The following is a 25,747-nucleotide window of genomic DNA, read 5'->3' on the forward strand; positions in this document are numbered from 1 at the left end:
CAAAAAAAGGATTTTTAGATAAAGGAGGGGGAATCGCCCAATGCATCGTGGTAAAGGTATGAAATTCGTAGGAGACTCTCGTGTTTCTGCTGAACGAAAACCGAACATTCCGAAAGACTATTCGGAATACCCTGGCAAAACGGAAGCATTCTGGCCTAACTTCCTATTAAAAGAATGGATGATAGGTGCCGTTTTCCTAATCGGATTTTTATGTTTAACAATTGCACATGAGCCGCCACTTGAAAAAATCGCGGATCCAAGTGATACAGCATATATTCCATTGCCAGACTGGTATTTCTTATTCTTATACCAACTATTAAAGTATACTTACGCATCAGGTCCTTTTAATATTGTAGGTGCCTTAGTCATTCCAGGTCTTGCTTTCGGAGCATTGCTTCTTGCACCATTTATCGACCGTGGACCAGAACGCCGTCCATCAAAGCGGCCATTGGCTACTGGATTTATGTTATTGGCTGTAGCTGCAATTACATTTTTAACTTGGCAGTCCGTTGCAACCCATGACTGGGAAGCTGCTGCTAACCAAGGGAAAATTGTAGCGGAAGTTGAAATCGATACAGAAGCAGAAGGCTACAAGATTATGGAAGCGAATACTTGCTTAACTTGTCATGGTGGAGACCTTCAAGGAGGCGGGGGAGCACCTGCTCTTGTTGACACTGGTCTAACACCTGAAGAAATTAAAGAAATTGTTACGAACGGTAAAGGCGCGATGCCAGCTGGACTTTTCAAAGGTACGGATGAAGAGTTTGACAAATTGGCTGAGTTTATTTCAGGTATCGTAAGTGAATAAATAACAAGGCTGACGTTGATTCGTCAGCTTTTTTATTTTGTGTGCATATATTGTCTAGGTCTCTATGGTAAAATAATGAAGAAGTTTAACAATTAATAGAGAAGAGGACAATCATGAAGTGGATTTATCCTGTTTTAGGAAATAAAGCGGTATTATGGCTGCTGTTAGTGATCAATATTGCGGGGACGATTTACGGATATATTTGGTATAAATGGCAGCTGGTTGATACACCTCCAATATTTTTGCCTTTTGTACCAGACAGTCCCACCGCTAGCTTATTCTTCGTATTTGTATTAATCGCTTTTATTTTAGGGAAAAATTGGCCAATTTTTGAAGCGTTAGCCATCGTTACATTAATTAAATATGGCATTTGGGCTGTTGTAATGAATTTATTAGTTCTTCAAGTGACAGGAGAGCTTGATTGGATCGCATTAATGCTTATATTCTCACATGGGGCAATGGCTGTACAGGGAATGTTATATGCGCCATTTTACCGTATTAAAACGTGGCATCTCATTGTTACAGGTATTTGGACACTGCATAATGACGTCATTGATTATGTATTTTTTATGCTCCCACGCTACACGATTTTGGACTTATATACCCCACAAATTGGGTATTTTACTTTTTGGCTAAGTGTTTTTTCTTTAGGGATCACTTACTTTTTGGCGGTTAGAAAAAATCGTTTTCAGCTAGAAATTAAATAACTGCCAATACTAATAGATGATAGAATTTAAACAATCGAAAATGGATTTCTGGTCTATCCTTGTCCCATCTCTCATACATATTTAATAGTAATTTGAGGGGGGACAAGTATGAAATCCAGAATAATCATTGCGATCATGATTTTTCTTCTATTGCCTATAACAGGATATGCGGAAGAAACCTCATCTATTGATAGATTGGAACAATTATCAGATGAAGCACTGCAAATGGTCAAGCTTCATCGATATGAGGATGCCAAAAAGCTGCTAGATTATTTTTCAGATCAATTCCGTGCGACATCAGGACAAGTCAGCGTATTGACTTCTGATGAGATGCGGATAGTTACCGTTTCTCATGACGAAGCGGTACAAGCTACAGCTAACGCAACAATTAATCATAATGAGAAAATCAATCGTGTAACAAAGTTTAGACTCGTTATGGATGCCATTACCTCTCAAAGTCAGCCTCTGTGGACAGAAATGGAAACCCCGATTATGACTGTTTTTGGAGAAATGAAAGAGGCAGCTTACAACGGAGATAAAGAACATTTTCAAACGAAATTTAATACTTTTTTGTCTTTATATGATGTTATTTATCCAAGTATGAAAATTAATGTAACTGGGGAACGTATTCAAAGATTAGATAGTCGTATTGATTTTATTGACCGTTACCGACCTCAAGTGTTAGCTGATGAAGGGACACAGCAGGAACTTGAAGCACTGCAAGCAGATTTACAGCTTTTATTTGATGAAATGTCTGATGATGAAGCAGATCCATCACTGTGGTGGGTGATTATTTCAACAGGAAGCATAATTATACTTACATTGTCTTATGTTGGCTGGAGAAAGTATAAAGGGGACCAGCAAAAGGAAAAAAACCGTTCAAGAGGGCAAAAATAGTGACTTCATATTTCAGCCAGTGTACAATATAAAAAAACAACTAGAATTAGCGGAAATGGGAGGTTAATTATGGGTGGATACCTTATTTACTTCGCTATCATTATTTTAGTGCCTCTTTGGGCACAATTTAGAGTAAAGGGCTCCTATGCAAAATATTCAAAAGTTTCATCTTCATCCCATATGAGGGGTGCTGAGGTAGCTAGAAAGATCTTAGATGCAAATGGTTTATTTCAAGTAGGAATAGAAGAGACAAGAGGGCATTTAACAGATCATTATGACCCACGTTCAAAAACAATCCGTCTTTCCTCAGCAAATTATCACGGACATTCGGTTGCAGCTGCAGCTATTGCAGCACATGAAGTTGGTCATGCTATACAGGACCAAGAGGACTATGCATTTTTAAGGTTCCGTCATGCGCTGGTTCCAGTAGCAAATCTGGGATCAAACTTTTCCTGGATTTTAATTATGATTGGTTTTCTAGCAGGCTATAGCGGTTTTGTTTTATTAGGGATTATCTTTATGGCTGCTGCTGTTGTCTTTCAGCTTATTACCTTACCGGTCGAATTCAATGCATCCAATCGGGCGATGGATCAAGTGGTGTCACTTGGAGTTATTCGAAATGATGAAGAAAGAGAGACTAAAAAGGTTCTAAACGCGGCAGCACTTACTTATGTAGCTGCAGCAGCAGTTGCGGTGATGGAACTGCTTCGTTTAATACTTATTTATACTGGTATGCAAAGAAATGATTAAAACCAGCCAATTGGCTGGTTTTTTTCTAGCTGGGACTTCCTTGCCCTTGAGGTCATAAGAGAGCAGCTGGCTAGAAGGGTAAGAACAACCTTCCATCTTAGCTTCATTTATGCTGTTGGGGCTGTACCAGCCTTCTCTTTTCTATTTTCAAAAGATTAATGTTCGAGTGGTTTTTTGTTTTCATCTAATGTGAACCCTTCTCCAAGAACGTCATGTACGACGCTAACGGAGACAAATGCATGCGGGTCAACGGATGTAATGACATTCTTCAGCCGGACAATTTCATTTTTCCCTACAACACAATATAGAACTTCCCGTTCTTTTTTTGTAAATGAGCCGTGACCCTTTAAAACAGTTACGCCTCTTTCCATTTCATTCATAATTTTAGCGGCAATTTCTTCATTGAGATCAGAAATGATCATCGCACCTCTAGCAGAATAGGCTCCTTCCTGCATGAAATCAATCACTCTTGCACCGACAAAAACGCAAACAAGCGTATACATGGCTTCTTGATAGGATAAGTAGAAAATTAAAGAGAGAGTAATAACAACAGCATCGAACATAAACATTGTTTTTCCCATGCTTACCCCAGCATATTTATTCACTAATCGAGCGATAATATCAACTCCGCCAGTTGTTCCGCCAAAGCGGAAGATAATTCCAAGCCCAACTCCAATGAAAACGCCAGCAAATAAAGCGGCTAAAGTTAAATCCTCGTTCAGAGGCATGTTAATTTGATAACGCTGGAAAATCCATAAGAAAACAGAAACGCTGACAGTACCAATTATGGTGTACAAAAAGGCGTTCCTTCCTAGTAGCTTCCATCCAATAAAAAAAAGTGGAATGTTTAAGATTAAGTTCGTGTAGGAAGGATCCCACTTGAAAAGGAAATATAAGAGTAATGTAATTCCCGTAAATCCGCCTTCAGCCAAATTATTTTGCATATTAAAATGTACAATGCCAAATGAAAAAATTATCGATCCAAGAAGGATAAAAATAATATTTTTAAATTTAAGTCCAATTTTCATATAAACCCTCCACTACCAAAATTTCACTTAGATAATTGTGCATGTTAAGGAATAGGAAAGTCAAGTTTGTTCATTAAAGGAATCAAGTAAGGGCAAAAATGTTTGTAAAAGAACCGTTGATTAGCTAACATAAAAGAAGGTAATTTTATCGTTTTTCAAAGTATTTAACTGGAGAGTGGATTAATTGTCAGAGAAAACAATAAAGGATCTTCAAACTGAAGTTGATGAATACATTAGTCAATTTAAAGAGGGGTATTTTAGCCCGCTTGCGATGCTGGCAAGAATGACAGAGGAGCTTGGTGAGCTTGCAAGGGAGGTCAATCATCAATATGGTGAAAAACCAAAGAAATCTTCTGAACAAGACAAAGCGATTGAAGAAGAAATGGGTGATATGCTATTTGTGCTCATTTGCTTAGCCAATTCTTTAAATATTGATCTGGAAAAAGCACATGACCTAGTTATGAACAAATTTAACACCCGTGATAAGGACCGCTGGACGAGAATTGAAGAGTAGAGGAGAAAATTTTATGATGGATACTAAGATTGTCATTGCTGGTCCTCGCGGACGTATGGGGAGAGAGGCGGTAAGTCTTGTAAAGCACACAGATTATTTTCATTTAGTCGCTGTTGTTGATCATAAAAATGATGGTGGTCTTTTGAGTGATTTTGATGGCTTTACAGGGCTGGATATTCCTGTTTTTTCGAATATTGAAGAATGTTTTCAAAAAGTGGAAGCGGATGTTCTTATTGACTTAACAACTCCAGAATTCGGCATGCTCCATACAAAAACAGCTCTTTCATACGGGGTAAGGCCTGTGGTTGGAACTACTGGCTTTACAAAAGAGAACTTAAATGAGCTTGAAGACATATGCAAAGAAAAGGGACTTGGCTGCATTATCGCTCCTAATTTTGCAATCGGAGCAGTCCTTATGATGAAATTTGCTCAATTGGCAGGTAAGTATTTTAACGATGTGGAAATCATTGAATTACATCATGATGAAAAACTAGATGCTCCATCTGGAACAGCGGTGAAAACTGCTGAAATGATCGCGGAAGTAAGAGAGGCCAAGCATCAAGGACACCCAAATGAAAAGGAAACTGTAGCTGGCGCAAGAGGTGCTGATTATGATGGGATGCGCATTCATTCTGTCCGTTTACCAGGGTTAATAGCTCATCAGCAAGTGATGTTTGGATCTGCAGGGCAGACGCTGACCATCCGTCATGACTCATATAATCGTGCTTCGTTTATGTCAGGTGTAAAGCTGGCTGTGGATACAGTGTTGAACATCGATACGCTCATATATGGGCTAGAAAACATAATTGAATGATGGAGGGCAAAACGATGAATATAGCTTTAATTGCTCATGATAAGAAGAAAGACCACCTCGTAAGCTTTACGACAGCCTATAAAGATATATTGTCTAAGCATCATCTTTTTGCTACAGGAACGACTGGATTAAGAATAATCAATGAGGCAGGACTGGACGTTCATCGCTTTCAATCAGGTCCGTATGGAGGCGACCAAGAAATTGGTGCAATGGTAGCGAATAATAGAATGGATATAGTTATTTTTTTTCGTGATCCATTAACTTCTCAGCCGCATGACCCTGATATTAGTGCGTTAATTCGGCTATGTGATGTATATTCTGTCCCGCTTGCGACTAATCTTGGCACAGCAGAAATATTAATTAAAGGACTTGAACGCGGGGATTTAGCTTGGAGAACGATTGTGAATGGAAGAAGTGGTGAAACAAATGGAGCAGATCAAGCTTGATATACTTGCATTCGGAGCACATGCAGATGATGTTGAAATTGGCATGGGTGGTTCCATTGCGAAATATGCAGATAATGGAAAGAACATTGGGATATGCGATTTAACAAAAGCGGAGCTTTCATCTAATGGGACAGTTGCGATTAGGCAAATGGAAGCAAAAGAGGCAGCAGAAATTCTAGGAGTTGTTACAAGAGAAACACTTGATTTACCAGACAGGGGCCTTTTTTATAATCAGGAATACATAAGAAAAGTTGTTCATGTAATTCGTAAATATCGTCCAGCAATAGTGTTTGCTCCATATTATAAAGATCGCCATCCAGATCACGGCGGCTGTGCACGCTTGGTTGAGGAGGCAGTATTTTCTGCAGGCATAAAAAACTACGATTCAGAGGAGGGGTTTCCTCCACATAAGGTGCAAAATCTATTTTTTTATATGATCAATGGATTTCATGAACCTGACTTTGTTATCGATGTTTCCTCCTATTTGGAAAAGAAGATAGCGAGCTTACAAGCGTATAAAAGCCAATTTACAAAAACAGACCAATCCTTTAATACGCCGTTAGTAAACGGATATGTTGATATGATTCAAGCAAGGGAAAGGCTGTTTGGCGGCCAAGTGGGTATTACATATGCGGAAGGTTTCAAGCAAAAGAAACCGCTAATTATGAATTATGATTTATTTGGAGAAGAACAATGAAAGAGAAAAAATTAAAAATTGGCATTACCTGTTACCCGACTGTTGGCGGATCAGGTGCAATCGCAACAGAGTTAGGGAAGATGCTTGCGGAAAGAGGGCATGAAATACATTTCATTTCTTCAAGTGTCCCTTTCCGTTTAAATAAAATGAATCCGAATATTTATTATCATCAGGTAGAAGTCAATCAATATTCCGTTTTTCAGTACCCGCCATATGATATCGCCTTGGCAAGTAAGATGGCGGAAGTAATTAATCGAGAAAAACTGGATCTTCTGCATGTGCACTATGCCATTCCACATGCCGTTTGTGCAATCTTAGCGAAACAAATGTGTGATCGAGATATCAAAATAGTAACGACTCTTCATGGAACAGATATTACAGTTCTAGGTTATGATTCAACTTTAACGGATGCGATCCGGTTTGGAATCGAAAAGTCAGATGCTGTAACGGCGGTATCCAATGCTTTAATTGATCAAACATATGATGTCGTCAAACCGAATAAAGCAATCGAGGTTGTTTACAATTTTATTGATGAACGTGTGTATAGATTAACTAATTCTTCCTATTTAAAAGAAGAGTTTGGGATTAGTGAAGGAGAAAAGGTCGTCATCCATGTTTCAAACTTTCGTGCGGTAAAAAGGGTTCAAGATGTAGTGAGGGCTTTTTCAAGAATGGCGGAACAAATTCCTGCCAAGCTTCTTCTAGTCGGAGATGGTCCAGAAATGACTGTCATTTGTAAGTTAGTTAGTCAATTAGGGATTACAGATCAAGTGATCTTTTTAGGAAAGCAAGATAACCTTGAGGAATTATATTCTATCAGTGATCTAATGCTCTTACTATCTGAAAAGGAAAGCTTTGGACTAGTGGCGTTAGAAGCCATGGCTTGTGGTGTCCCGTGTATAGGGACGAATATTGGCGGAATTCCAGAAGTAATTAAGGATGAAAAGAACGGCTATTTATGTGAATTAGGGGATATTGAAGGAATCGCTCTAAAAGGCGTTTCTTTGCTCAATAATGAAAGTCTTCATCAAAAATTTTCTAAGGAAGCAGTAAATTCTGCTTATATTAATTTTCGTTCAGGACTTATTGTAGCGCAATATGAAGATATCTATTATGAACTTTTGAAGAATAGGGAGGACATATGAAAGAGCCATTTTTATCTGCCATTCCCTTACTAACTAAAATTGAAGACGAGGGATATGAAGCTTATTTTGTTGGAGGCTCTGTCAGAGATGTATTACTCGGAAGGGAGATAGATGACGTTGATATCGCGACATCAGCAACTCCTCAGGAGATCCAAGCCATTTTTCCGAAAACGATTGATGTCGGTGTAGAGCATGGAACGATTGTTGTCCTATATGGCGGTAGGACGTATGAGGTAACAACCTTTCGAACAGAATCAGAATATGAGGATTGCCGCAGACCATCCGAGGTACAATTCATTCGATCGCTGAGAGAAGATTTAAAGAGAAGAGATTTTACAATGAATGCGATTGCAATGGATAGAACAGGGCAGTTAATTGATCCTTTCTATGGGAGACAGGCAATAGAAAATAAAGTTATTCAAACAGTTGGGAAGGCAGAAGAGCGCTTCAGCGAGGATGCATTAAGAATGATGCGTGCTGTTCGCTTCTTTAGTCAGCTTAATTTTGGTATAGAAACAACAACAGGAGAAGCTCTTATTCAATATGCTCATTTGCTCAAGCATATTTCAACAGAAAGAAAGCTGATTGAATTTGAAAAGCTCTTAGCCGGAAAAAATCGCCGTAATGCATTAGAAATGCTGCATGCAACAGGACTATACACGTATTTACCAGGAATGGCACAATATTCAGAAGGGTTAACTCGTATGTACAAATACGATACTGCGAATTTGATTATTGAAGAAATGTGGGCATTTCTTATTTATCAGCTTAGAATTAATGAGAGTGAAATCAATTCTTTTTTGAAAGCTTGGAAGCTGCCTATAAAGAAGATCAAAAAAGTTGTTCAAATTGTTAAATGGCTCAAGATAAGAGTGAAAATGGATTGGACCGTTGATTTCCTTTACGAGGCGGGTATGGAAACCATTCTTTCAACAGAAAAAATCTATAACTTATTACATAATCAGGAAATAAATTACCAAATCGATGATTTATATCAACAATATGAAGCATTGCCTATTAAACAGCGAAGCGAGCTTAATGTTACAGGAAATGATTTACAGCTTTGGTTTCAGAAGAAGCAAGGTCCTTGGATAAAGGAAAAATTAGAAAGGGTTGAAAAGGCAGTGATTCATCGCAAAGTTAGCAATCACAATCAATCCATAAGGGAGTGGCTAATCGCGTGCAATCAGAACTAAGAAAAAAGCTCCTCGATGCATTTTCAAATAATCAGGAAGAGTTTTTATCGGGACAAGCGCTAGCCGATTTAGTAGGGTGCTCAAGGACGGCAGTCTGGAAGCATATCGAAGAGCTGCGAAAAGAAGGCTTTGAACTTGAAGCTGTAAGAAGAAAAGGCTATAAGATTATTAAGACTCCTGAGAGAGTAACTGCTGATGAAATAAGACTTGGGTTAAAAACGGAATTCATGGGCAGACATATTCATTCGGAGGATGTCGTCGACTCCACCCAAAAAGTAGCCCAGCGCCATGTTTTTGAGGGGGCACCAGAAGGAACGGTTATTATTGCAGAAGAGCAGCTTTCGGGAAGAGGACGGATGGATCGAAAGTGGCATTCTCCTAAATATACGGGAATTTGGATGAGTGTTATTTTACGCCCGAATCTTCCTCCTGCAAAGGCACCACAGTTAACTTTAATTACAGCTGTAGCAGTTGTACAGGCGATAGAAGAAATGACTGGATTGACGCCAGAAATCAAGTGGCCAAATGATATTTTGCTAAATGGAAAAAAAGTAACGGGTATTTTAACAGAGATGCAGGCAGATGCAGATCGCATTCAGGCGATAATTATTGGCATTGGAATCAATGTAAATCAGCAGGAGGAAGACTATCCTGAAGAATTGCAACCGATAGCAACTTCTCTAGCGATAGAATATGGGAAGAAGCTGGAACGGGCAGAACTAATAAAAGTTCTTCTTGTAAAATTAGAAAAGCTGTATTCCATCTATTTAGATCAGGGCTTCTATCCTATTAAGCTCCTTTGGGAAAGCTACGCTATCAGCATAGGGAAAAATATTACCGCAAGAACGATAACAGGAAGCATATCTGGACGGGCTTTAGGAATAACGGATGATGGAGTTCTAATGATCGAAGATTCTAACGGAACCATTCATCATGTCTATTCTGCAGACATTGAATTGGAAAAATAATATTTTTGTAGTCAGGTGATTCCTTGATTTGATATACTTTATTTGAAAAACGAAATTGTTTTTCTCGGGCAGTATCCTCTTGTTGAACTGCACCAATTTGTTGTCAAATAAATTAAAGATTTCTGCCTAGATCCATATTGGACCGGGACAGAGGGATGAAACGCAAATCATGAGCTACATTCACAATCCTTCTGGTGTTTTCAGAGGGATTTTTATTTTTTAAAAATAGCTCCTGCTTTATATCACCCTCTTCCTCAAAAAGGAGGACAAGAAATGAAGCAAACGACCGATTTCGTGAAAATGAAAGAAAACGGTGAAAAAATTGTCATGTTAACAGCTTATGACTATCCATCAGCGAAACAGGCGGAGAAGTCTGGGGTTGACATGATATTAGTCGGAGATTCATTAGGAATGGTTGTCTTAGGGTATGACTCCACAATTCCTGTAACAATGGATGATATGGTCCACCATGCAAAAGCAGTGAAGCGGGGAGCAAAGGAGACCTTTATTGTTGTCGATCTCCCTTTTATGAGTTATCATCTTTCGATGAAAGATACGCTCCTAAATGGTGCGAGGCTAATTCAAGAAACTGGTGCACATGCGGTAAAGATTGAAGGGGCAGATGAGGTTATCGATAGTATCCAAGCATTAACGAAAGCAGGCATACCAGTTGTGGGCCATTTAGGACTTACTCCACAATCAGTCGGTGTTTTAGGAGGATACAAAGTCCAGGGCAAAAATGCTGAAGCAGCGAAAAAGTTAATCGAGGATGCAAAAAAATGTGAAGAGGCTGGAGCTTTTGCACTTGTACTAGAATGTGTTCCAAAGCAATTGGCAAAAGAAATTTCCTCATACATCAAGATCCCGACGATTGGAATTGGTGCGGGTGTACACACAGATGGACAAGTTCTTGTCTATCATGATGTGCTTACGTATGGAGTGGAACGGGTAGCAAAATTTGTTAAGCCGTACGTGCAGCTGAACGATGATATTGAACAGGGGATAAAGACCTATGTCAATGAAGTGAAACAAGGGATATTCCCGAGCGATCAGCACAGCTTTACGATGAAGGCAGAAGAATTGCTTAGTTTGTACGGAGGGAAAGCATGAGAGTTATAACAACAATCGAGGAAATGCAAAACGCAATATTACATGCAAAAAAAGAAGGACTTTCCATAGGATATGTCCCAACAATGGGCTTTTTACATGAAGGCCACTTAACTTTGATGGAAAAAGCGCGAGAAGAAAATGATTTGGTTGTCATCAGCATTTTTGTTAACCCGCTTCAATTTGGTCCAACGGAGGATCTCAGCTCTTATCCAAGGGATTTCGATAGAGATAAAGAGTTAGCCCAAAAGCAAAAGGTTGATTACATCTTTTTTCCGTCGGTGGAGGAAATGTATCCACGTCCATCATCAGTTACGGTGACAGTTAAGGAAAGAACGAATGTATTATGCGGGAAATCTCGACCTGGTCATTTTGATGGTGTCGCGACCGTGTTAACGAAGCTCTTTCATGTTGTACAACCTGAAAAGGCTTATTTTGGAATGAAGGATGCTCAGCAGGTTGCTGTCGTTGAAGGGCTAGTAACTGATTTTCACTTTCCGATTGAAATTATTCCTGTTGAAACAGTCAGAGAAAAAGATGGACTGGCGAAGAGTTCTAGAAATGTAAAATTGCTAACAAAGGAAAGAGAGCAGGCTCCGATTCTTTACCAAAGCCTTTTAAGAGCAAAAGAGATTATTATTGAAGGTGAAAGAAGTCCGCAAAAAGTGATCTCTTTCATAACAGAAATGATTACTGAGAAAACCAATGCCCAGATAGATTATATCGAGATTTATTCCTATCCCATGCTGAAAGAAGTAACTGAATTAAAAGGGAAATTTATTATTGCGATGGCAGTTAAGTTTTCCAAAGCGCGTTTAATTGATAATATCATTTTAGAAATTAATGAAAAATAGGGGGAAACATCATGTTCCGCACCATGATGAACGGCAAAATTCATCGTGCCGTTGTCACAGAGGCAAATTTAAATTATGTAGGAAGCATTACGATTGATACAGACATCCTGGATGCAGTTGGTATGGTTCCTAATGAAAAAGTACAAATTGTTAACAATAATAATGGGGCAAGATTTGAAACATATATAATCCCTGGGGAAAGAGGCTCTGGTGTTATTTGTGTGAACGGAGCAGCAGCACGCCTTGTTCAAGAGGGGGATATTGTTATTATTATTTCCTACGCAATGATTGCTGAGGAAAATATTTCGAATCATGAACCAAAGGTTGCTATCATGGATGAAAAGAATCGAATCAAAAATATGATCAATCATGAACCGGAAAAAACGGTTTATTAAATGTGATGATCGATAGCTGACTGGATACCTCTGGTCAGCTTTTCTTGTCTAGCCTTGGTTCGTAGAGACTCTTGGTCCAAGCCAGACTATCCATAAGGTTAATAAACGGACGGTTAGACTTATGCTTGTCGCGCAGTCGTCACTTATTAAGGTATGGATACAGGTAAATATAGCTAAAAATATAATTAGAAGGGTTTATGCCTTTTTCTTTTTCCATTTTTGTGATACCGTTTGATTGACTGAATGTTAGAGGTGTTTAAGATGGGTAATAAATATGTTGTAATAGATTTAGAAACAACTGGGAACGCTCCGAAGAAGGGCGATAAAATCATACAATTTGCAGCAGTTGTCATTAAAAATGGGAAAATTACCGAAGAATATTCTTCTTTTGTCAATCCTGGAAAATCAATTCCGCCATTTATAGAAGAATTAACAGGTTTAAATGATCACATGGTTGAGAATGCACCTGATTTTTCAGAAATTGCCCCTAAAGTATTAACCCTATTAGAAGGAGCATATTTTGTTGCCCATAATGTACTTTTTGACCTTTCATTTTTACAAGAGGAATTAATTGAGGCAGGGTATAACGGATTTTATGGCCCAATATTGGATACAGTGGAAATGTCGAGAGTACTTATGCCAACCGCAGATAGCTTTCAATTATCTGAACTTGCAATAAGAGAAGGGTTAAACCATGAACGTCCACATCAAGCAGATAGCGATGCATACGTTACAGCAGAGCTACTATTGCGTCTTTTGGAAAGACTAGAACAGCTGCCGTTAAATACGGTAAAGCAGCTTCATAAGCTTTCTAGCGGCTTAAAAAGTGATTTAGACCTTCTTATTGACAATATTATTCTAAAAAAGGAATCGTCGATCGAAACTATTCCAGATATTCTCGAAATTCATCATGGTATTGCGCTTAAAAAAGGAGTTTTTCAAGCAGAAAATAATGAAGTTCAGCAAATTAATTATCCGGCGACAAGAGAAGAGAAAGAGGAGCTATTTAGCAAAGCTTTTCCTGCATTTGAAACCCGCATAGGCCAATTCAATATGATGGATTCTGTATATGATGCATTTAATCAGGAGAAGCATGCGATGATTGAAGCAGGCACTGGAGTGGGAAAGTCCCTTGCTTATTTAATTCCCTCTGCCATTTATGCGAAAGAAAGCAGCCAAACAATAGTAATTAGTACATTTACGACCCACCTTCAGGAACAATTGCTTTCAAATGATATTCCTAGACTAGCGAAAATGCTTCCTTTTCCAATAAAAGCAGTGCTGTTAAAAGGCAGAAGCCATTACATAAGTCTTGCCAAGTTTGAGCAAACATTAAAGGATCAAGAAGATAATTACGATACGATTCTTACAAAAATGCAGATTCTAGTCTGGCTGACAGAGACGAAATATGGGGATATTGATGAATTAAATTTATCCAGTGGGGGACTGCTCTATTGGAATAAAATAAAAAATGATGAAACTGTCTTTTTGAAAAATAAATCCTGGCTCTCTAGGGATTTTTATATGCGAGCAAGAAAAGAAGCTTTGCATGCAGATATTGTCATTACAAATCATTCCTTACTGTTAACCGATCTTGTAACAGATCATCAATTATTGCCTGATTATACACATGCTGTAATAGATGAAGGGCATCATTTTATGAAAGTAGCTGGAAAACACTTCGGTTTTACTTTTGATTATTTATCTACTCGCTTGCTTCTGAGTCAAATCGGTCTAATAGAGCAAAAGCAATTGCTGCATAAGTTAGAACAAATTTTGGAAAAGGAATGGGTAAACAAGCATGAACTTATTCATTCTTTTGAAGTAAACCAAATGATGTCCGAATTAAGCCTAGAAGTTGATGAACTCTTTAAAGTGGTTAGCCATTATGCAAAAAAGAGAAAGAAATCGAAAAAAGGATATAACCGAATTAGCTGCCGATTGACCCTCGATGAAGAAAATTTAGATTGGAGAGCGGTTGAAATTTCTGCAGAGCGATTTGTCTTTTTCATTAAAGATTTCGTTCTAATGATTTCAGCTAGACTTGATTTCATCAAAACAGTTCAAGAATCACTATCAGCAAGGGAAAAGTCATCAATGGAAGAATTGACGTCACTAGTAGAGGAATTAAGGGAACTCTCTTTAGTTGTAAAAAAAATCTTCTTACACCCATCTGAAGATTTTGTAACATGGATTGAAACGGATGAGCGTGCTATGCAAAATGCAACGACAGTGTACGCACAGCCAGTTACCGCTGAAAATTATTTAAAAGAACAATTCTTTGAAAAAAAGAAGTGTGCGATCATAACTTCTGCAACTTTATCTGTGAAAAATTCGTTTAATTATATGTTAACTGAGCTTGGATTGCCGCCATCAGATTGTTCAGCACAACAAATCCAATCACCATTTGACTATAAGGAACAGGTAAAGCTTATAATTCCAGATGATCTTCCTGAGGTAAATGCTGTTCCGCTTGAAGAATACGTAGCTTCGATTACTGAACATATAATTTCCATTGCAGAGGTAACAAAAGGGAGAATGCTTATTTTATTTACCTCACATGAAATGCTCAGAAAAACGTACGAACTTATAAAGGAATCAGGATTTCTAAATGACTATGCGATTATTGCCCAAGGAATTTCAAGTGGAAGCAGATCAAGATTAACTAGAAACTTTCAAAAGTTCGATAAAGCAATCCTTTTAGGAACAAGCAGCTTCTGGGAAGGCGTAGATATTCCTGGAGAGGATTTAACTTGTTTAATTATTGTTCGCTTGCCTTTTTCACCTCCGGATGATCCGTTAACAGAGGCGAAATGCGACCTAATTAAACAAAACGGCGGCAATCCATTTTCTGATTATTCATTGCCAGAAGCGATTATTCGTTTTAAACAAGGCTTCGGCAGATTAATTAGGACCAAAAATGACCGCGGGCTTATATTTATCTTTGATCGAAGGCTAGTGACCACCAAGTATGGGAAAGCCTTTTTACAGTCGATTCCAGAAGTACCAGTTGAAAGAAGCGGGATTAATGAAATTATCCCAGTAATTTCAGAATGGATCTAAAAAAATGCTGCGCTAATGTTAGCGCAGCCAAAAGACGTAAATGGATTAGAAGAAAATTTTAAGTTGATATTTAATGCAAATCATTTAGCTGTTATACTATTTTAAAGGCTTGAACAGTTACGTACATATAGTTTATCCGTATGAATCAAACATATAAGTTGCAAATTTTGTTGCCAATGAGGAGGATTTCCATTATGGAAAGTAAAATTGAAGTAATATCGACAGTGAAGATTCAGTTAAGCCCAGATCTTTATAAAGTGGTTGATGTGTTAAATCGAACATTAAAAGAAAAGGATTTAATGTTTGGGTTAGCGCTTGATAAAGAAGATCAAAATAAAGCTGTATTTTCAATTTATCGTACATAAGAAGAGTGACTGTTGTGAAAAAGATAATTATTACAAGTATATTCATTATTCTCATTGTTTTGGTTTCTGGAACAATCATTTATCAAAAAGCTTTAAAGCCTGTGAAAACAGCTGAGGAGAAAGCCGTTCAAATAGCAAAAGAGGAAACGGATCTTACGAAAGCTGAAGACTTTTATTTATATAATGGACAAGAAACTTATTATGTTGTAAAAGGGAAAAATGCAAAAGGCACAAACATTTATGTGTGGATTCCTGAAAAAAAAGGAAGAATCATTGTTCGTAAACAGTCAGACGGTGTTTCTGAAAAAGAAGCGGTAAGCAAGCTTCTTGAAGAAAAGAATCCGGAGGAAATTATTTCTGTCCGTTTAGGTATGGAAAAAAATCGCCCATTATGGGAAATTTACTACCGTTCTGAAGGAGATTTAATAAATTATTATTATGTTGACTTTCAAACAGGTGATTGGCTGAAAAAAATCGAAAACTTATAGACGGAGGAAGAAAATGGAGATTCAATTAGCACAACGAGTGAAAGCTTTAACACCTTCTTCAACACTGGCAATAACTGCTAAAGCGAAAGAATTAAAAGCACAAGGATTTGACGTTATTGGTTTAGGTGCAGGAGAACCGGATTTTAATACCCCGCAGCATATTATCGATGCGGCTGTACAATCAATGAATGAAGGTCATACGAAATATACACCTTCTGCTGGGCTTCCAGCATTAAAAAAAGAAATTGTAAATAAATTTATTCAAGATCAAGGGATTAATTATGATCCAAGTGAAATTATTGTTACGAATGGCGCTAAGCATGCATTGTATACATTATTTCAAGTCTTGCTAAATGAGGGGGATGAAGTCATTATTCCAACTCCTTACTGGGTTAGCTACCCTGAACAAGTAAAGTTAGCAGGCGGACTTCCAGTTTACATTGAAGGAAAAGAAGAAAATGATTATAAAATTACTCCTGAACAATTAACATCGGCACTTTCTAAGAAAACAAAGGCAGTCATTATTAATTCACCAAGCAACCCAACAGGGATGCTCTATTCACAATCTGAGCTAGAAGCAATAGGTGAAGTTTGTCTGAAGCATGAAATTTTAATTATTTCCGATGAAATCTATGAAAAATTAGTATACGGTGACAATAAACATGTTTCTATTGCTGAGCTTTCACCAGAATTAAAGGAACAAACAGTTATTATTAATGGTGTGTCAAAATCACACTCAATGACTGGCTGGAGAATTGGCTATGCTGCAGGAAGTAAGGAGCTTATAAAAGCGATGACAAATCTTGCAAGCCATAGCACATCCAATCCTACGACAACAGCACAGTACGGATCTATTGCTGCTTATGCTGGATCACAGGAAATGCTTTTAGAAATGCGTGAAGCTTTTGAACACAGGCTTAATACCATTTTTGAGAATTTAATTGCCATTCCTGGTTTTACATGCTTAAAACCGCAGGGAGCTTTTTATTTATTCCCAAATGTAAGCAAGGCTTGCGAATTAACAGGCTATGCAAATGTTGATGATTTCTCCCAAGCATTATTAGAAGAAGCAATGGTTGCAGTTATCCCAGGTTCTGGTTTCGGTGCACCAAAAAATATTCGTCTTTCCTATGCGACATCTCTAGATTTATTAGAAGAGGCAGTTCGCCGTATGCATCAATTTGTTGATAGTAAACTGAAGTAATTTATAAGCGGGCAGCCGAATTGGGCTGCCGCTTTTATATTTATGGGTATTGGCGAAAATAATTGGATTGACGGCGAATATATGGAGTGTTTTGGCGGATATAATTGGATCGACGGCGAATATATCAGCTATTACGTCGAATATATTCGAATAACGGCGAATATAGCCACCAAGGCGCTTTCGCTTTTCATAGTTGCTTGTCACATTTTCGGAAGGTATAATATAAAGGATACATAAGTCGAGATTTACTAGGTTTTGGAGGGAACACAGTGGTTAAAACAACGATATCTGAAGTTTACAAATATGTAGATCAAGAAGTGAAGATTGGTGCATGGATTGCAAATAAACGCTCAAGCGGGAAGATTGCATTCTTGCAGCTGCGTGATGGAACTGGCTTTATTCAAGGGGTAATCGTTAAAACAGATGTCCCTGAAGAAGTGTTCCAGGAAGCAAAATCCGTAACACAAGAATCATCCGTTTATGTTACTGGTAAAGTACAAAAAGATGAGCGTTCTCCACTTGGATTTGAATTGCTTGTAACGAATATTGAAGTCATCTCAAGAGCTGTAGATTACCCAATTACACCAAAGGAACATGGAACAGAGTTCTTAATGGATAATCGTCATTTATGGCTTCGTTCACGCCGTCAGCATGCGGTAATGAAAATTCGCAACGAAATTATTCGTGCAACGTATGAGTTTTATAATGAGCAAGGATTCGTGAAGGTGGATCCTCCGATATTAACTGGGAGTGCACCAGAAGGAACATCTGAATTATTTGCTACAAAATACTTTGATGAAGATGCGTATCTATCTCAAAGTGGACAATTATATATGGAAGCTGCTGCTATGGCGCTTGGAAAAGTATTCTCTTTCGGGCCAACCTTCCGTGCGGAAAAGTCAAAGACACGCCGCCATTTAATTGAGTTCTGGATGATTGAGCCTGAAATGGCATTTTATGAACATGAGGATAGCTTAAAGGTACAAGAAGAATACGTATCATTTATCGTCCAATCTGTTTTGAAAAACTGCAGCCTAGAGTTAAAAACGCTTGGCCGTGACACAGCGAAGCTTGAAAACATTAAAGCACCGTTCCCTCGTATTTCATACGATGATGCGATCAAATTCTTAAATGAAAAAGGCTTTGATGATATCAAGTGGGGCGATGATTTTGGTGCGCCACATGAAACAGCTATTGCTGAGAGCTACGATAAACCAGTGTTTATTACTCATTATCCGAAAGCCATTAAGCCATTCTACATGCAGCCACATCCTGATCGTGATGATGTTGTTCTGTGTGCAGACTTAATCGCACCAGAAGGATATGGAGAGATTATTGGCGGCTCTGAGCGTATTCATGACTACGACTTAATGAAGCAGCGTCTCGAAGAGCATAATTTAGAAATGGATGCTTACAAATGGTATTTAGAATTACGTCAATATGGATCTGTTCCACATTCTGGGTTTGGGCTTGGACTAGAAAGAACGGTTGCCTGGATTAGTGGAGTTGAACATGTTCGTGAAACGATTCCATTCCCGCGTCTATTAAATCGTTTATATCCATAATTAATTAATAGAAAAAATCCGCTTCCTGCGGATTTTTTCTATTAAGAATGAATAAACTCTTGAATGTCAAGTAGCGATTAATAGGAAGGATTGCCTTTCATATTCTCCTTACTAGCTAGGAGTGTTCATGCTATACTTATGAAGAGGTGTCTAGAATGTCAAAAACAAGTTTATTAAAGTGGATCCAGGAAGGAAACGTAACAATCCCTGGAGTATTACTCACTCATTATAAAGAGATGAATTTAGATGAGAATGAGCTCGTGCTTTTACTGCAAGTAATCTCCTTTATTGAAAATGGAAATGAATTTCCTACTCCTTTTGAATTGTCTTCCCGCATGACTATATCCGTTTCAGTATGTACTGAAATTCTCCGAAAATTAGTTCAAAAAGGATTTATAGATATAAAAGAAAGCTATTCAGGAGACGATGTTCGATATGAAAGATATGATGTGGAACCGTTATGGGAAAAGTTAATTGATTGCTTTTTGCTTAGAGGCAAGCAGGAAGCAATGATAGCTAATCAAAAAAGTGAAACAGATTTGTATACTTGCTTTGAACAAGAATTCGGGCGGCCTTTATCACCATTCGAATGTGAAACACTTGCTATGTGGATGGATGATGACCATCATGATCCGCATATAATTAAAGCTGCTCTAAGAGAAGCGGTTATTTCCGGCAAGCTGAATTTCCGTTATATTGACCGAATTTTGTTTGAATGGAAAAAGAATGGAATTAAAACCATTGAACAGGCAAAGAGCTACGGGAAAAAATTTAGGCAAAGCCAAACACCGCAGCGAAACAAACAAAATGAGGATTCCAATCCAGCATTAAAATCCGTTCCATTTTATAATTGGCTTGAGCAATAATTAGAAAAAAATAAGTGGTGGGGTACATGTTAAATAAAACTCAAATTAGATACTGTCTTGATCAAATGGGGGAAATGTTTCCCGATGCCCATTGTGAATTAAACCATTCCAATCCTTTTGAACTAGTCATTGCTGTGGCTTTGTCAGCTCAATGCACGGATGTTCTAGTAAATAAAGTAACAAAAAATCTTTTTCAAAAGTATAAAACACCTGAGGACTACTTAAATGTTTCTTTAGAAGAACTGCAGGGGGATATTCATTCAATTGGATTGTATCGGAATAAAGCAAAGAACATTCAAAAATTATGCCGGATGCTACTGGATGATTATGGTGGCATCGTTCCGAATGATCGGGATGAATTAACAAAGCTTCCTGGTGTTGGAAGAAAAACGGCAAATGTTGTTGTCTCTGTTGCGTACGGAATTCCAGCAATTGCAGTTGATACACATGTGGAGCGAGTGAGCAAGAGATTAGCCTTTTGCAAATGGAAAGACTCAGTATTAGAAGTAGAGAAGACATTAATGAGAAAAGTACCGATGGATGAATGGTCTGTTACTCATCATCGAATGATTTTCTTTGGAAGGTATCACTGCAAGGCGCAAAATCCTCAATGCCCAGTATGTCCATTGCTCGAACTTTGCAGAGAAGGGAAAAAACGCATGAAGGAGAAGGGGGATAAATGAGCGAGCAATTACTATTATCCATTCCGCATGAATTAAATAATCCTTTCTTTTTTTCGGCAAATGATCAAATATTAATTGAAAAAGATCATTTGCAGAAAATGGTGCTGAATATGCCTTTCTTGTATGAAGCAGCCTTTTATGAAAATATTCCGGCACTTAAGCCTTGGCAATCACATGAGACGTTTATTCCATTAATTAAAAAAGAGTGGGATACTGAAAAAATTAAACTTGAAGAGATCTTTACAAATAGAAAATATAAGGATGCCATTCCACCAATGAAAAAAGGGATTGGTTTATTTTTGCAGTTTGTTTACTGGGCAAATGGTCAGCCAGTTCATTTTGACATGCCATTATCCAGTGAATCCTTAAAAGTGCAGCCTGTAAATTTAGAGGAGAGAATCAGCTTCATTATGCAGCGTCCAGCTCTTTACCATTCTTTTATTCAATTAAACGAACTCTTAATCGAAATGGAAAAGCAGTATGTTAAACATATGGCTATGAAAAAAGCGTCTAAGCAATAGCTTAGGACGCTTTTTTTCATACTTCATATTTTTATTGACCACTGGTTCCTTGAGACCCGTCTGGATTGGTTGATCCGTTGTTTGTATCGTCTCCGCCTGAGCTGTCCCCACCGTCTTGGCCATTTCCGTTCCCGATGTTATTTCCGTTCCCGTTTCCCCAGCCGGAACCCGAACCATTTCCATTTCCATTTCCAATTCCATTATTGCCGTTTCCGTTGTTTCCAGATGTTCCATCTTCTGTCTCTTCTTCATTCTCAAAGTCATCCATTGGATCACCGTCTCCAAATCCATCATCAATTTCAGAATCTGGAATAGGTATTTCAACTTTTACAGCAGCAGGATCACTGCGCATTTCACCTTTAACAGCAATTACCTTAAATTGATAAATGCCTCCTGGTACAGGGTTGGCAATCTTTAAGCCTTTTTCTTTTACAACCTGCAATGGCTGCTCTGTTCCATCATTTAAAGCAACAGAGACTTCAAATTGTACATCTTCTGCTTCCTCAGGATATTCCCAAGTTAATGCAATTTCATTTGTTAGCTGATCATAAGATCCATTTACATTAACAGGAGAGTCTAGCTTTTCAAATTTATCAGAGACCTCTTTAGGTGCTTGCCCTTTTACTGCATATTCATAGATGATTTGATCCTTAGGTGTGAAGTCACTTGCAAGCTTAGCAGGCATACTTCCTTTTTCAATGGCTACCTTTTCAACACTATCAGGCATTTTAAAGTCAGGTGTTTCAATATCTTTAGAAACATAAGCCATTAAATTTTTGAATAAAGCCTGGGCTATCTTTTGGTCCTTAGGAGCAATCGAACTCTTCATGTTTGGATATCCAGTCCAAATGGCTGCCGTATAGTTTGTTGTATAACCCGCAAACCAAATATCAGGAACACCGCCGCTTTGGATCTGCCAGTCTTTCTTTTCTTTAGAAGAATAGTTTGTTGTACCTGTTTTTCCTGCTAAATGGAGGTTAGGTACATTTGCTTGCTTACCAGTTCCAAAGGAATCCTTCACAACACTTTTTAAGACATCAGTGATCATGAACGCTGTGTAATCCTGCATAACAGCTTCAGACTTTGGTGTAGCATCGATGGTTGTCTTATCACGCATTTCAATTTTCTTAATGGAATGCGGTTCGGTATAAAAGCCTTCGTTGCCAAAAGCGCTATAAGCCCCAGCCATTTCTAAGGATGAAACTTCCTCCGTACCAATAGCACTGGATTCATAGACTTCATCCATATCAATGCCCAGATTATTAACGAATTCTTTTGCCTTATCTAAGCCAACCTCTTTTTCTACTGCTTGCAAGGTTTGCAGTGCAGCTGTATTACGTGAACGCGCTAACGCTTCCCGTAATGACATTTTCCCCATATGCTTTCGGTCCCAGTTATTCATCTGCTGACCGCTTGAATAGGTGGTAGGTTTATCATCAAGCGTATGGTAAGTACCCCATTTTAAATATTCAATTGCTGGACCGTAATCCATAATTGGTTTAAATGTCGAACCCGCTTGACGTTTTGAATCGGTAGCATAATTAAATCCTCTTTTTACTTCTTGATTTCTGCCGCCGCCAATTGCTCTAATTTCACCTGTTTTTGTATCAAGTAAGGTTATACCTGCCTGAAATTCATCATTTGGGAATTGAACAATATCGTTTGAACTTAGCATTTTTTCGACATAGTCCTGTGCTTTTGTATCTAAAGTTGTATAAATAGTTAGTCCATCAGAAGATATATCTAAATCAGGATATTTACTTTCCACTTCCTCAATGACTACATCAACAAATGAATCATACGGCGAATCATTCCTTTTTCGATCTTCTTCTTTTACTAAACTTGATTCGACTGGAATTGCTTGTGCAGCCTTCATTTCTTCCTTCGTAATAAATCCATGCTGATTCATTAATGACAGAACAATATTTCTTCTTTTCTCCGCACGGTCTGGATGCTTAAATGGGTTATAGTTCTCAGGACTTTGCGGCATACCAGCAAGTAAAGCTGCTTCGTGTAATTCTAATTCGTTAAGTTCTTTGCCGAAATAGATATGGGAAGCAGTCAATACCCCATGGCTTCGCTCGGACATCCATATTTTATTGACGTACATCTCAAAAATTTGCTGTTTTGTATATTTTCGTTCTAGCTGGAAGGCTAGCCAAGCCTCCTGTGCTTTTCTGCTTAGCGTTTTTTCATTATTAAGGAAGGAGTTTTTTACAACCTGCTGTGTAATCGTACTAGCTCCCTCAGATCCAAAACCACGGGTAACGTTTGCAAGCACTGCTCCGCCTAAGCGGATTAAATCCATTCCGTTATGTTTATAGAACCGGACATCTTCAGTAGCAAGAAATGCATCTTCAACTAATTTAGGGATGTCCTCATAATTAACATATTCTCGATTTTCTAAGCCAACTTCAGTAATTACCTCTCCATTAATATCGAGAATTTTTGATGAAATAGGATCCTTTAACGATTTCTCATCAAGCTTTGGTGTATCCTTTACCATAAAGGCGAAGGTAGCAGCACCAACGAGCATACCTGCAATCCCAAGGGCAATTAATATTAAAAAGATTCGTTTAAAAATACCTTTAGAAGGCTGTTTTCCGCCTTTTTTCTTTTGTTTGGAAGCATGCTGTTTTCTGCGCTCCTCTCTTGATTGATAATTCTCTGCCATATCTATTCATCCTTTCTGGACTGTAAAGAAAATTTGTTTCCATTTAAAATGATCTAACTAAGTCTATAAAGATAATCGATTTTTTTAATATAGTCAATTCTGGGCTGATATCCGAGTGGTATCAGATGACCAAAGTGTTCAATTTCATCCTTTGTAATTGATTTTCTCCCTCCATCTTCCATCCTTTTCCAAAATGTAAGCAAATGCTGTGCTTCTAGAAGAAATATTTCTTCTGTAAGTGAGAACCTAAGCAGGACAAAACAAATACCATCTTGCTTTAGGATCGTTTCCATATGCTTAATTTGGTGATCATGAAAATTCTTTAATGGAAATGATGTTGGATTTTGTGTTTCCTTTGCTTCAAAATCAATATATTTTCCTTTATATACCCCATTATAGTCTGTTGTAGAAGCTTGTTTAAAATAGGCTTCCTTAATGACTGCTGCACTTCTTTTAGGATAATCGACTTGAACGATTTGAAGTGGTGTTGGTTTTTTATGGATGGCTGCAATGTTCTGTTCCAAGTAATATTCGTTTGTTATGTTAATATCTTCCTCCAAAGTCATTCCACGGTTACTATAGGACCATTTTTTCTCTTTCTTTAATTTTATTGTCTCCTTTTTTTCCGGTATATATCTCTTGCCGTTAGGATAATTGAAATTCATCATACTCACCTCACAAGCTATTTCTTATCATACCAAAACTTTGTTCGATTTGGTTGAATAAAAAGTATTAGTTTGCAAAAGTTAAGCTAAATGCATAAGGAGAGGCTGAGCGAACAATGTTTTATCAAAAAGGACTAACATTGGAACAGCTTTCCGTGGAGGAAATTGATTTAATTACCTATATTAATAAGCAAACGAAAAGATACAATACAGATAATATCTCTAGAACAAAAGCCTATCATCAATATTATAGTAAAAATCCGGAAATTAAATGGTCCTTTCTTGCCAGTATGGTATCCCGAAATGCAGGGTGGAACATGTGTGATCTTGAAGGGAGCTTGCTTCCTATAGTGTTGGAAAAAAGTTTTCGGGAAAAGTTATTTTTTACATACGAGCGGGCCAACTGGCTTATTTTCCAGGATGCTTTTCCACAATTGCTGCTCTATCAGTATTCGACGAAAATAAAGCGGCCAATGTTTCATTTATTAAAGTTTTTTCATATTTCTTCATTTATGGAAAAAGAGTGGCAGAAGTTTTGGGATGATCGCCATGTAAACAGGTTGATGACTTCATTAATCATAAACGAGCAAAATGTGATTCAAAAACCAGTTATAAAGCATCCTGTCTATCAATCCACTGTTTTTCGTTCATTATTATTTATTCTTCAAGATTGGCTTCATTTTAGCTCGGTTATTTTCCCAACATGTGAAGGTGAATTATTTGGGGCAAGTGTGAATGGGTTTAAATCTGTTTCTAAACGTATTGAATTAGGAAAGAGATTAGCTGATATTTTGTTTGAGAAGTTTCTTTACCCTAGATTTTATGAATTTGCATGTAAAACAGAGCATACAGGCTCAAGGTTTGACTATGAGCAGTATTTTACGCATAAAAAAATGAGAACAACGCCTTTTTTACGTTGTACCTATCCGATTGTAAACCATCACCGCCATAATCGAAGAGACTGGTCAGATTTTTGCCGAATAAAGAAAAAATGGATGAACCAGATGGTCGAGCACAAACATCCCATTCATATAACTGACTGGTATGTACAGAAGCAGAATCAATTAAAAAAAGGCATCTTTTTAAGCGAATGGGTTAAATCTATCAAATAAAACAAAAGCTGAAATCGACTTGCTCCGATTTCAGCTTTTTCGATTATAGAGAGATCTGATTGCCACAGCACTTCCGTGAATTTTTATCGCAGTTAATGGCAGTTAGATCCCATTTTCGATCAAGGATAAAGAAACAAAAAAGCTAAGCTGGTGATCCTCTGCCTATAAATGTCAAATCTGCTAAAGTCATCGATCGTGCATTTTCTAAGAGTGAT

Annotated in this window: 26 protein-coding genes; 23 read left to right on the forward strand and 3 right to left on the reverse strand. The window is 37.8% G+C overall.

Going from position 1 to position 25,747, the window contains the following annotated elements; all coding sequences use genetic code 11:
- Positions 1–40 precede the first annotated feature (40 nt).
- From ASU02_RS13475 to ASU02_RS13490, 4 genes are all read left to right on the forward strand, one after another.
- Complete coding sequence (locus ASU02_RS13475) at positions 41–808, forward strand: menaquinol-cytochrome c reductase cytochrome b/c subunit (protein WP_057764413.1); 768 nt, start codon at positions 41–43, stop codon at positions 806–808.
- A gap of 113 nt (positions 809–921) precedes the next feature.
- Positions 922–1,515, forward strand: a complete 594-nt coding sequence (gene lhaT / locus ASU02_RS13480) for a lipoprotein heptaprenylglyceryl N-acetyltransferase LhaT (RefSeq protein WP_057764415.1) — start codon at positions 922–924, stop codon at positions 1,513–1,515.
- Between the two features lie 108 nt (positions 1,516–1,623).
- Positions 1,624–2,412: a sporulation protein YpjB gene (ypjB, locus tag ASU02_RS13485; protein WP_057764417.1), complete on the forward strand. Its 789-nt coding sequence runs from the start codon at positions 1,624–1,626 to the stop codon at positions 2,410–2,412.
- 69 nt (positions 2,413–2,481) lie between these two features.
- A complete protein-coding gene (locus tag ASU02_RS13490; protein ID WP_057764419.1) occupies positions 2,482–3,162 on the forward strand; it encodes a zinc metallopeptidase in 681 nt (226 codons plus the stop codon).
- A 155-nt stretch (positions 3,163–3,317) separates the two neighbouring features.
- Here the strand turns inward: ASU02_RS13490 and ASU02_RS13495 are convergent, their stop codons facing one another.
- Positions 3,318–4,190: a YitT family protein gene (locus ASU02_RS13495; protein WP_057764421.1), complete on the reverse strand. Its 873-nt coding sequence runs from the start codon at positions 4,188–4,190 to the stop codon at positions 3,318–3,320.
- Positions 4,191–4,374: 184 nt separating this feature from the next.
- On the opposite strand from ASU02_RS13495, the gene ASU02_RS13500 reads away from it, so the two are divergent.
- The 18 genes from ASU02_RS13500 to ASU02_RS13580 all read left to right on the forward strand — a co-directional run bounded on the left by ASU02_RS13500 (position 4,375) and on the right by ASU02_RS13580 (position 21,081).
- Positions 4,375–4,704: a nucleotide pyrophosphohydrolase gene (locus ASU02_RS13500; protein WP_057764423.1), complete on the forward strand. Its 330-nt coding sequence runs from the start codon at positions 4,375–4,377 to the stop codon at positions 4,702–4,704.
- A gap of 13 nt (positions 4,705–4,717) precedes the next feature.
- A complete protein-coding gene (dapB, locus tag ASU02_RS13505) occupies positions 4,718–5,518 on the forward strand; it encodes a 4-hydroxy-tetrahydrodipicolinate reductase (protein ID WP_057764425.1) in 801 nt (266 codons plus the stop codon).
- Between the two features lie 14 nt (positions 5,519–5,532).
- The gene (mgsA, locus tag ASU02_RS13510; RefSeq protein ID WP_057764427.1) at positions 5,533–5,964 is read left to right on the forward strand and encodes a methylglyoxal synthase; all 432 of its coding nucleotides are present in this window, start codon (positions 5,533–5,535) and stop codon (positions 5,962–5,964) included.
- Positions 5,924–6,661 carry a bacillithiol biosynthesis deacetylase BshB1 gene (gene bshB1, locus ASU02_RS13515; protein ID WP_232426251.1) on the forward strand — a complete coding sequence of 246 codons (738 nt, stop codon included), beginning with the start codon at positions 5,924–5,926 and terminating at the stop codon, positions 6,659–6,661. The genes mgsA and bshB1 overlap by 41 nt, the downstream gene beginning before the upstream one ends.
- Entirely contained in the window at positions 6,658–7,806 is a 1,149-nt protein-coding gene (gene bshA, locus ASU02_RS13520) for an N-acetyl-alpha-D-glucosaminyl L-malate synthase BshA (RefSeq protein ID WP_057764429.1), read from the forward strand. The genes bshB1 and bshA overlap by 4 nt, the downstream gene beginning before the upstream one ends.
- Positions 7,803–9,002: a CCA tRNA nucleotidyltransferase gene (locus ASU02_RS13525; RefSeq protein WP_057764432.1), complete on the forward strand. Its 1,200-nt coding sequence runs from the start codon at positions 7,803–7,805 to the stop codon at positions 9,000–9,002. Before bshA ends, ASU02_RS13525 begins: the two co-directional genes overlap by 4 nt.
- Positions 8,987–9,970, forward strand: coding sequence for a biotin--[acetyl-CoA-carboxylase] ligase (locus tag ASU02_RS13530; protein WP_082631792.1), 984 nt, complete (start codon positions 8,987–8,989; stop codon positions 9,968–9,970). Before ASU02_RS13525 ends, ASU02_RS13530 begins: the two co-directional genes overlap by 16 nt.
- Before the next feature lie 273 nt (positions 9,971–10,243).
- On the forward strand, positions 10,244–11,080 hold the full coding sequence (gene panB, locus ASU02_RS13535; RefSeq protein WP_057764436.1) for a 3-methyl-2-oxobutanoate hydroxymethyltransferase: 837 nt from the start codon (positions 10,244–10,246) through the stop codon (positions 11,078–11,080).
- Entirely contained in the window at positions 11,077–11,931 is an 855-nt protein-coding gene (gene panC, locus ASU02_RS13540) for a pantoate--beta-alanine ligase (protein ID WP_057764438.1), read from the forward strand. Before panB ends, panC begins: the two co-directional genes overlap by 4 nt.
- A gap of 11 nt (positions 11,932–11,942) precedes the next feature.
- Positions 11,943–12,326 carry an aspartate 1-decarboxylase gene (gene panD / locus ASU02_RS13545; protein WP_057764440.1) on the forward strand — a complete coding sequence of 128 codons (384 nt, stop codon included), beginning with the start codon at positions 11,943–11,945 and terminating at the stop codon, positions 12,324–12,326.
- 261 nt (positions 12,327–12,587) lie between these two features.
- Positions 12,588–15,389 (forward strand): ATP-dependent DNA helicase DinG, encoded by a 2,802-nt coding sequence (gene dinG / locus ASU02_RS13550; protein ID WP_057764442.1) that lies wholly within the window; start codon positions 12,588–12,590, stop codon positions 15,387–15,389.
- A gap of 194 nt (positions 15,390–15,583) precedes the next feature.
- Entirely contained in the window at positions 15,584–15,754 is a 171-nt protein-coding gene (locus ASU02_RS25870) for a YpmA family protein (RefSeq protein WP_075209175.1), read from the forward strand.
- Between the two features lie 14 nt (positions 15,755–15,768).
- Positions 15,769–16,242 carry a cell wall elongation regulator TseB-like domain-containing protein gene (locus tag ASU02_RS13555; RefSeq protein WP_057764444.1) on the forward strand — a complete coding sequence of 158 codons (474 nt, stop codon included), beginning with the start codon at positions 15,769–15,771 and terminating at the stop codon, positions 16,240–16,242.
- A gap of 13 nt (positions 16,243–16,255) precedes the next feature.
- The gene (locus tag ASU02_RS13560) at positions 16,256–17,446 is read left to right on the forward strand and encodes a pyridoxal phosphate-dependent aminotransferase (protein ID WP_057764446.1); all 1,191 of its coding nucleotides are present in this window, start codon (positions 16,256–16,258) and stop codon (positions 17,444–17,446) included.
- Positions 17,447–17,715: 269 nt separating this feature from the next.
- On the forward strand, positions 17,716–19,011 hold the full coding sequence (asnS, locus tag ASU02_RS13565; protein ID WP_057764448.1) for an asparagine--tRNA ligase: 1,296 nt from the start codon (positions 17,716–17,718) through the stop codon (positions 19,009–19,011).
- 155 nt (positions 19,012–19,166) lie between these two features.
- Complete coding sequence (locus tag ASU02_RS13570; RefSeq protein WP_057764450.1) at positions 19,167–19,877, forward strand: DnaD domain-containing protein; 711 nt, start codon at positions 19,167–19,169, stop codon at positions 19,875–19,877.
- 26 nt (positions 19,878–19,903) lie between these two features.
- Positions 19,904–20,560 carry an endonuclease III gene (gene nth / locus ASU02_RS13575; RefSeq protein ID WP_057764452.1) on the forward strand — a complete coding sequence of 219 codons (657 nt, stop codon included), beginning with the start codon at positions 19,904–19,906 and terminating at the stop codon, positions 20,558–20,560.
- Positions 20,557–21,081, forward strand: coding sequence for a YpoC family protein (locus tag ASU02_RS13580; RefSeq protein WP_057764454.1), 525 nt, complete (start codon positions 20,557–20,559; stop codon positions 21,079–21,081). The genes nth and ASU02_RS13580 overlap by 4 nt, the downstream gene beginning before the upstream one ends.
- 31 nt (positions 21,082–21,112) lie before the next feature.
- On the opposite strand, the gene ASU02_RS13585 is transcribed toward ASU02_RS13580, so the two are convergent.
- The gene (locus ASU02_RS13585) at positions 21,113–23,755 is read right to left on the reverse strand and encodes a transglycosylase domain-containing protein (RefSeq protein WP_057764456.1); all 2,643 of its coding nucleotides are present in this window, start codon (positions 23,753–23,755) and stop codon (positions 21,113–21,115) included.
- Between the two features lie 53 nt (positions 23,756–23,808).
- Positions 23,809–24,420: a Holliday junction resolvase RecU gene (gene recU / locus ASU02_RS13590; protein WP_057764459.1), complete on the reverse strand. Its 612-nt coding sequence runs from the start codon at positions 24,418–24,420 to the stop codon at positions 23,809–23,811.
- A gap of 116 nt (positions 24,421–24,536) precedes the next feature.
- Between recU and ASU02_RS13595 the strand changes: the two genes are divergently transcribed.
- Entirely contained in the window at positions 24,537–25,532 is a 996-nt protein-coding gene (locus ASU02_RS13595) for a DUF2515 domain-containing protein (protein WP_057764461.1), read from the forward strand.
- Positions 25,533–25,747: the final 215 nt, after the last annotated feature.

Source organism: Cytobacillus praedii, from assembly GCF_001439605.1.
GTDB lineage: Bacteria > Bacillota > Bacilli > Bacillales > Cytobacillaceae > Cytobacillus > Cytobacillus praedii.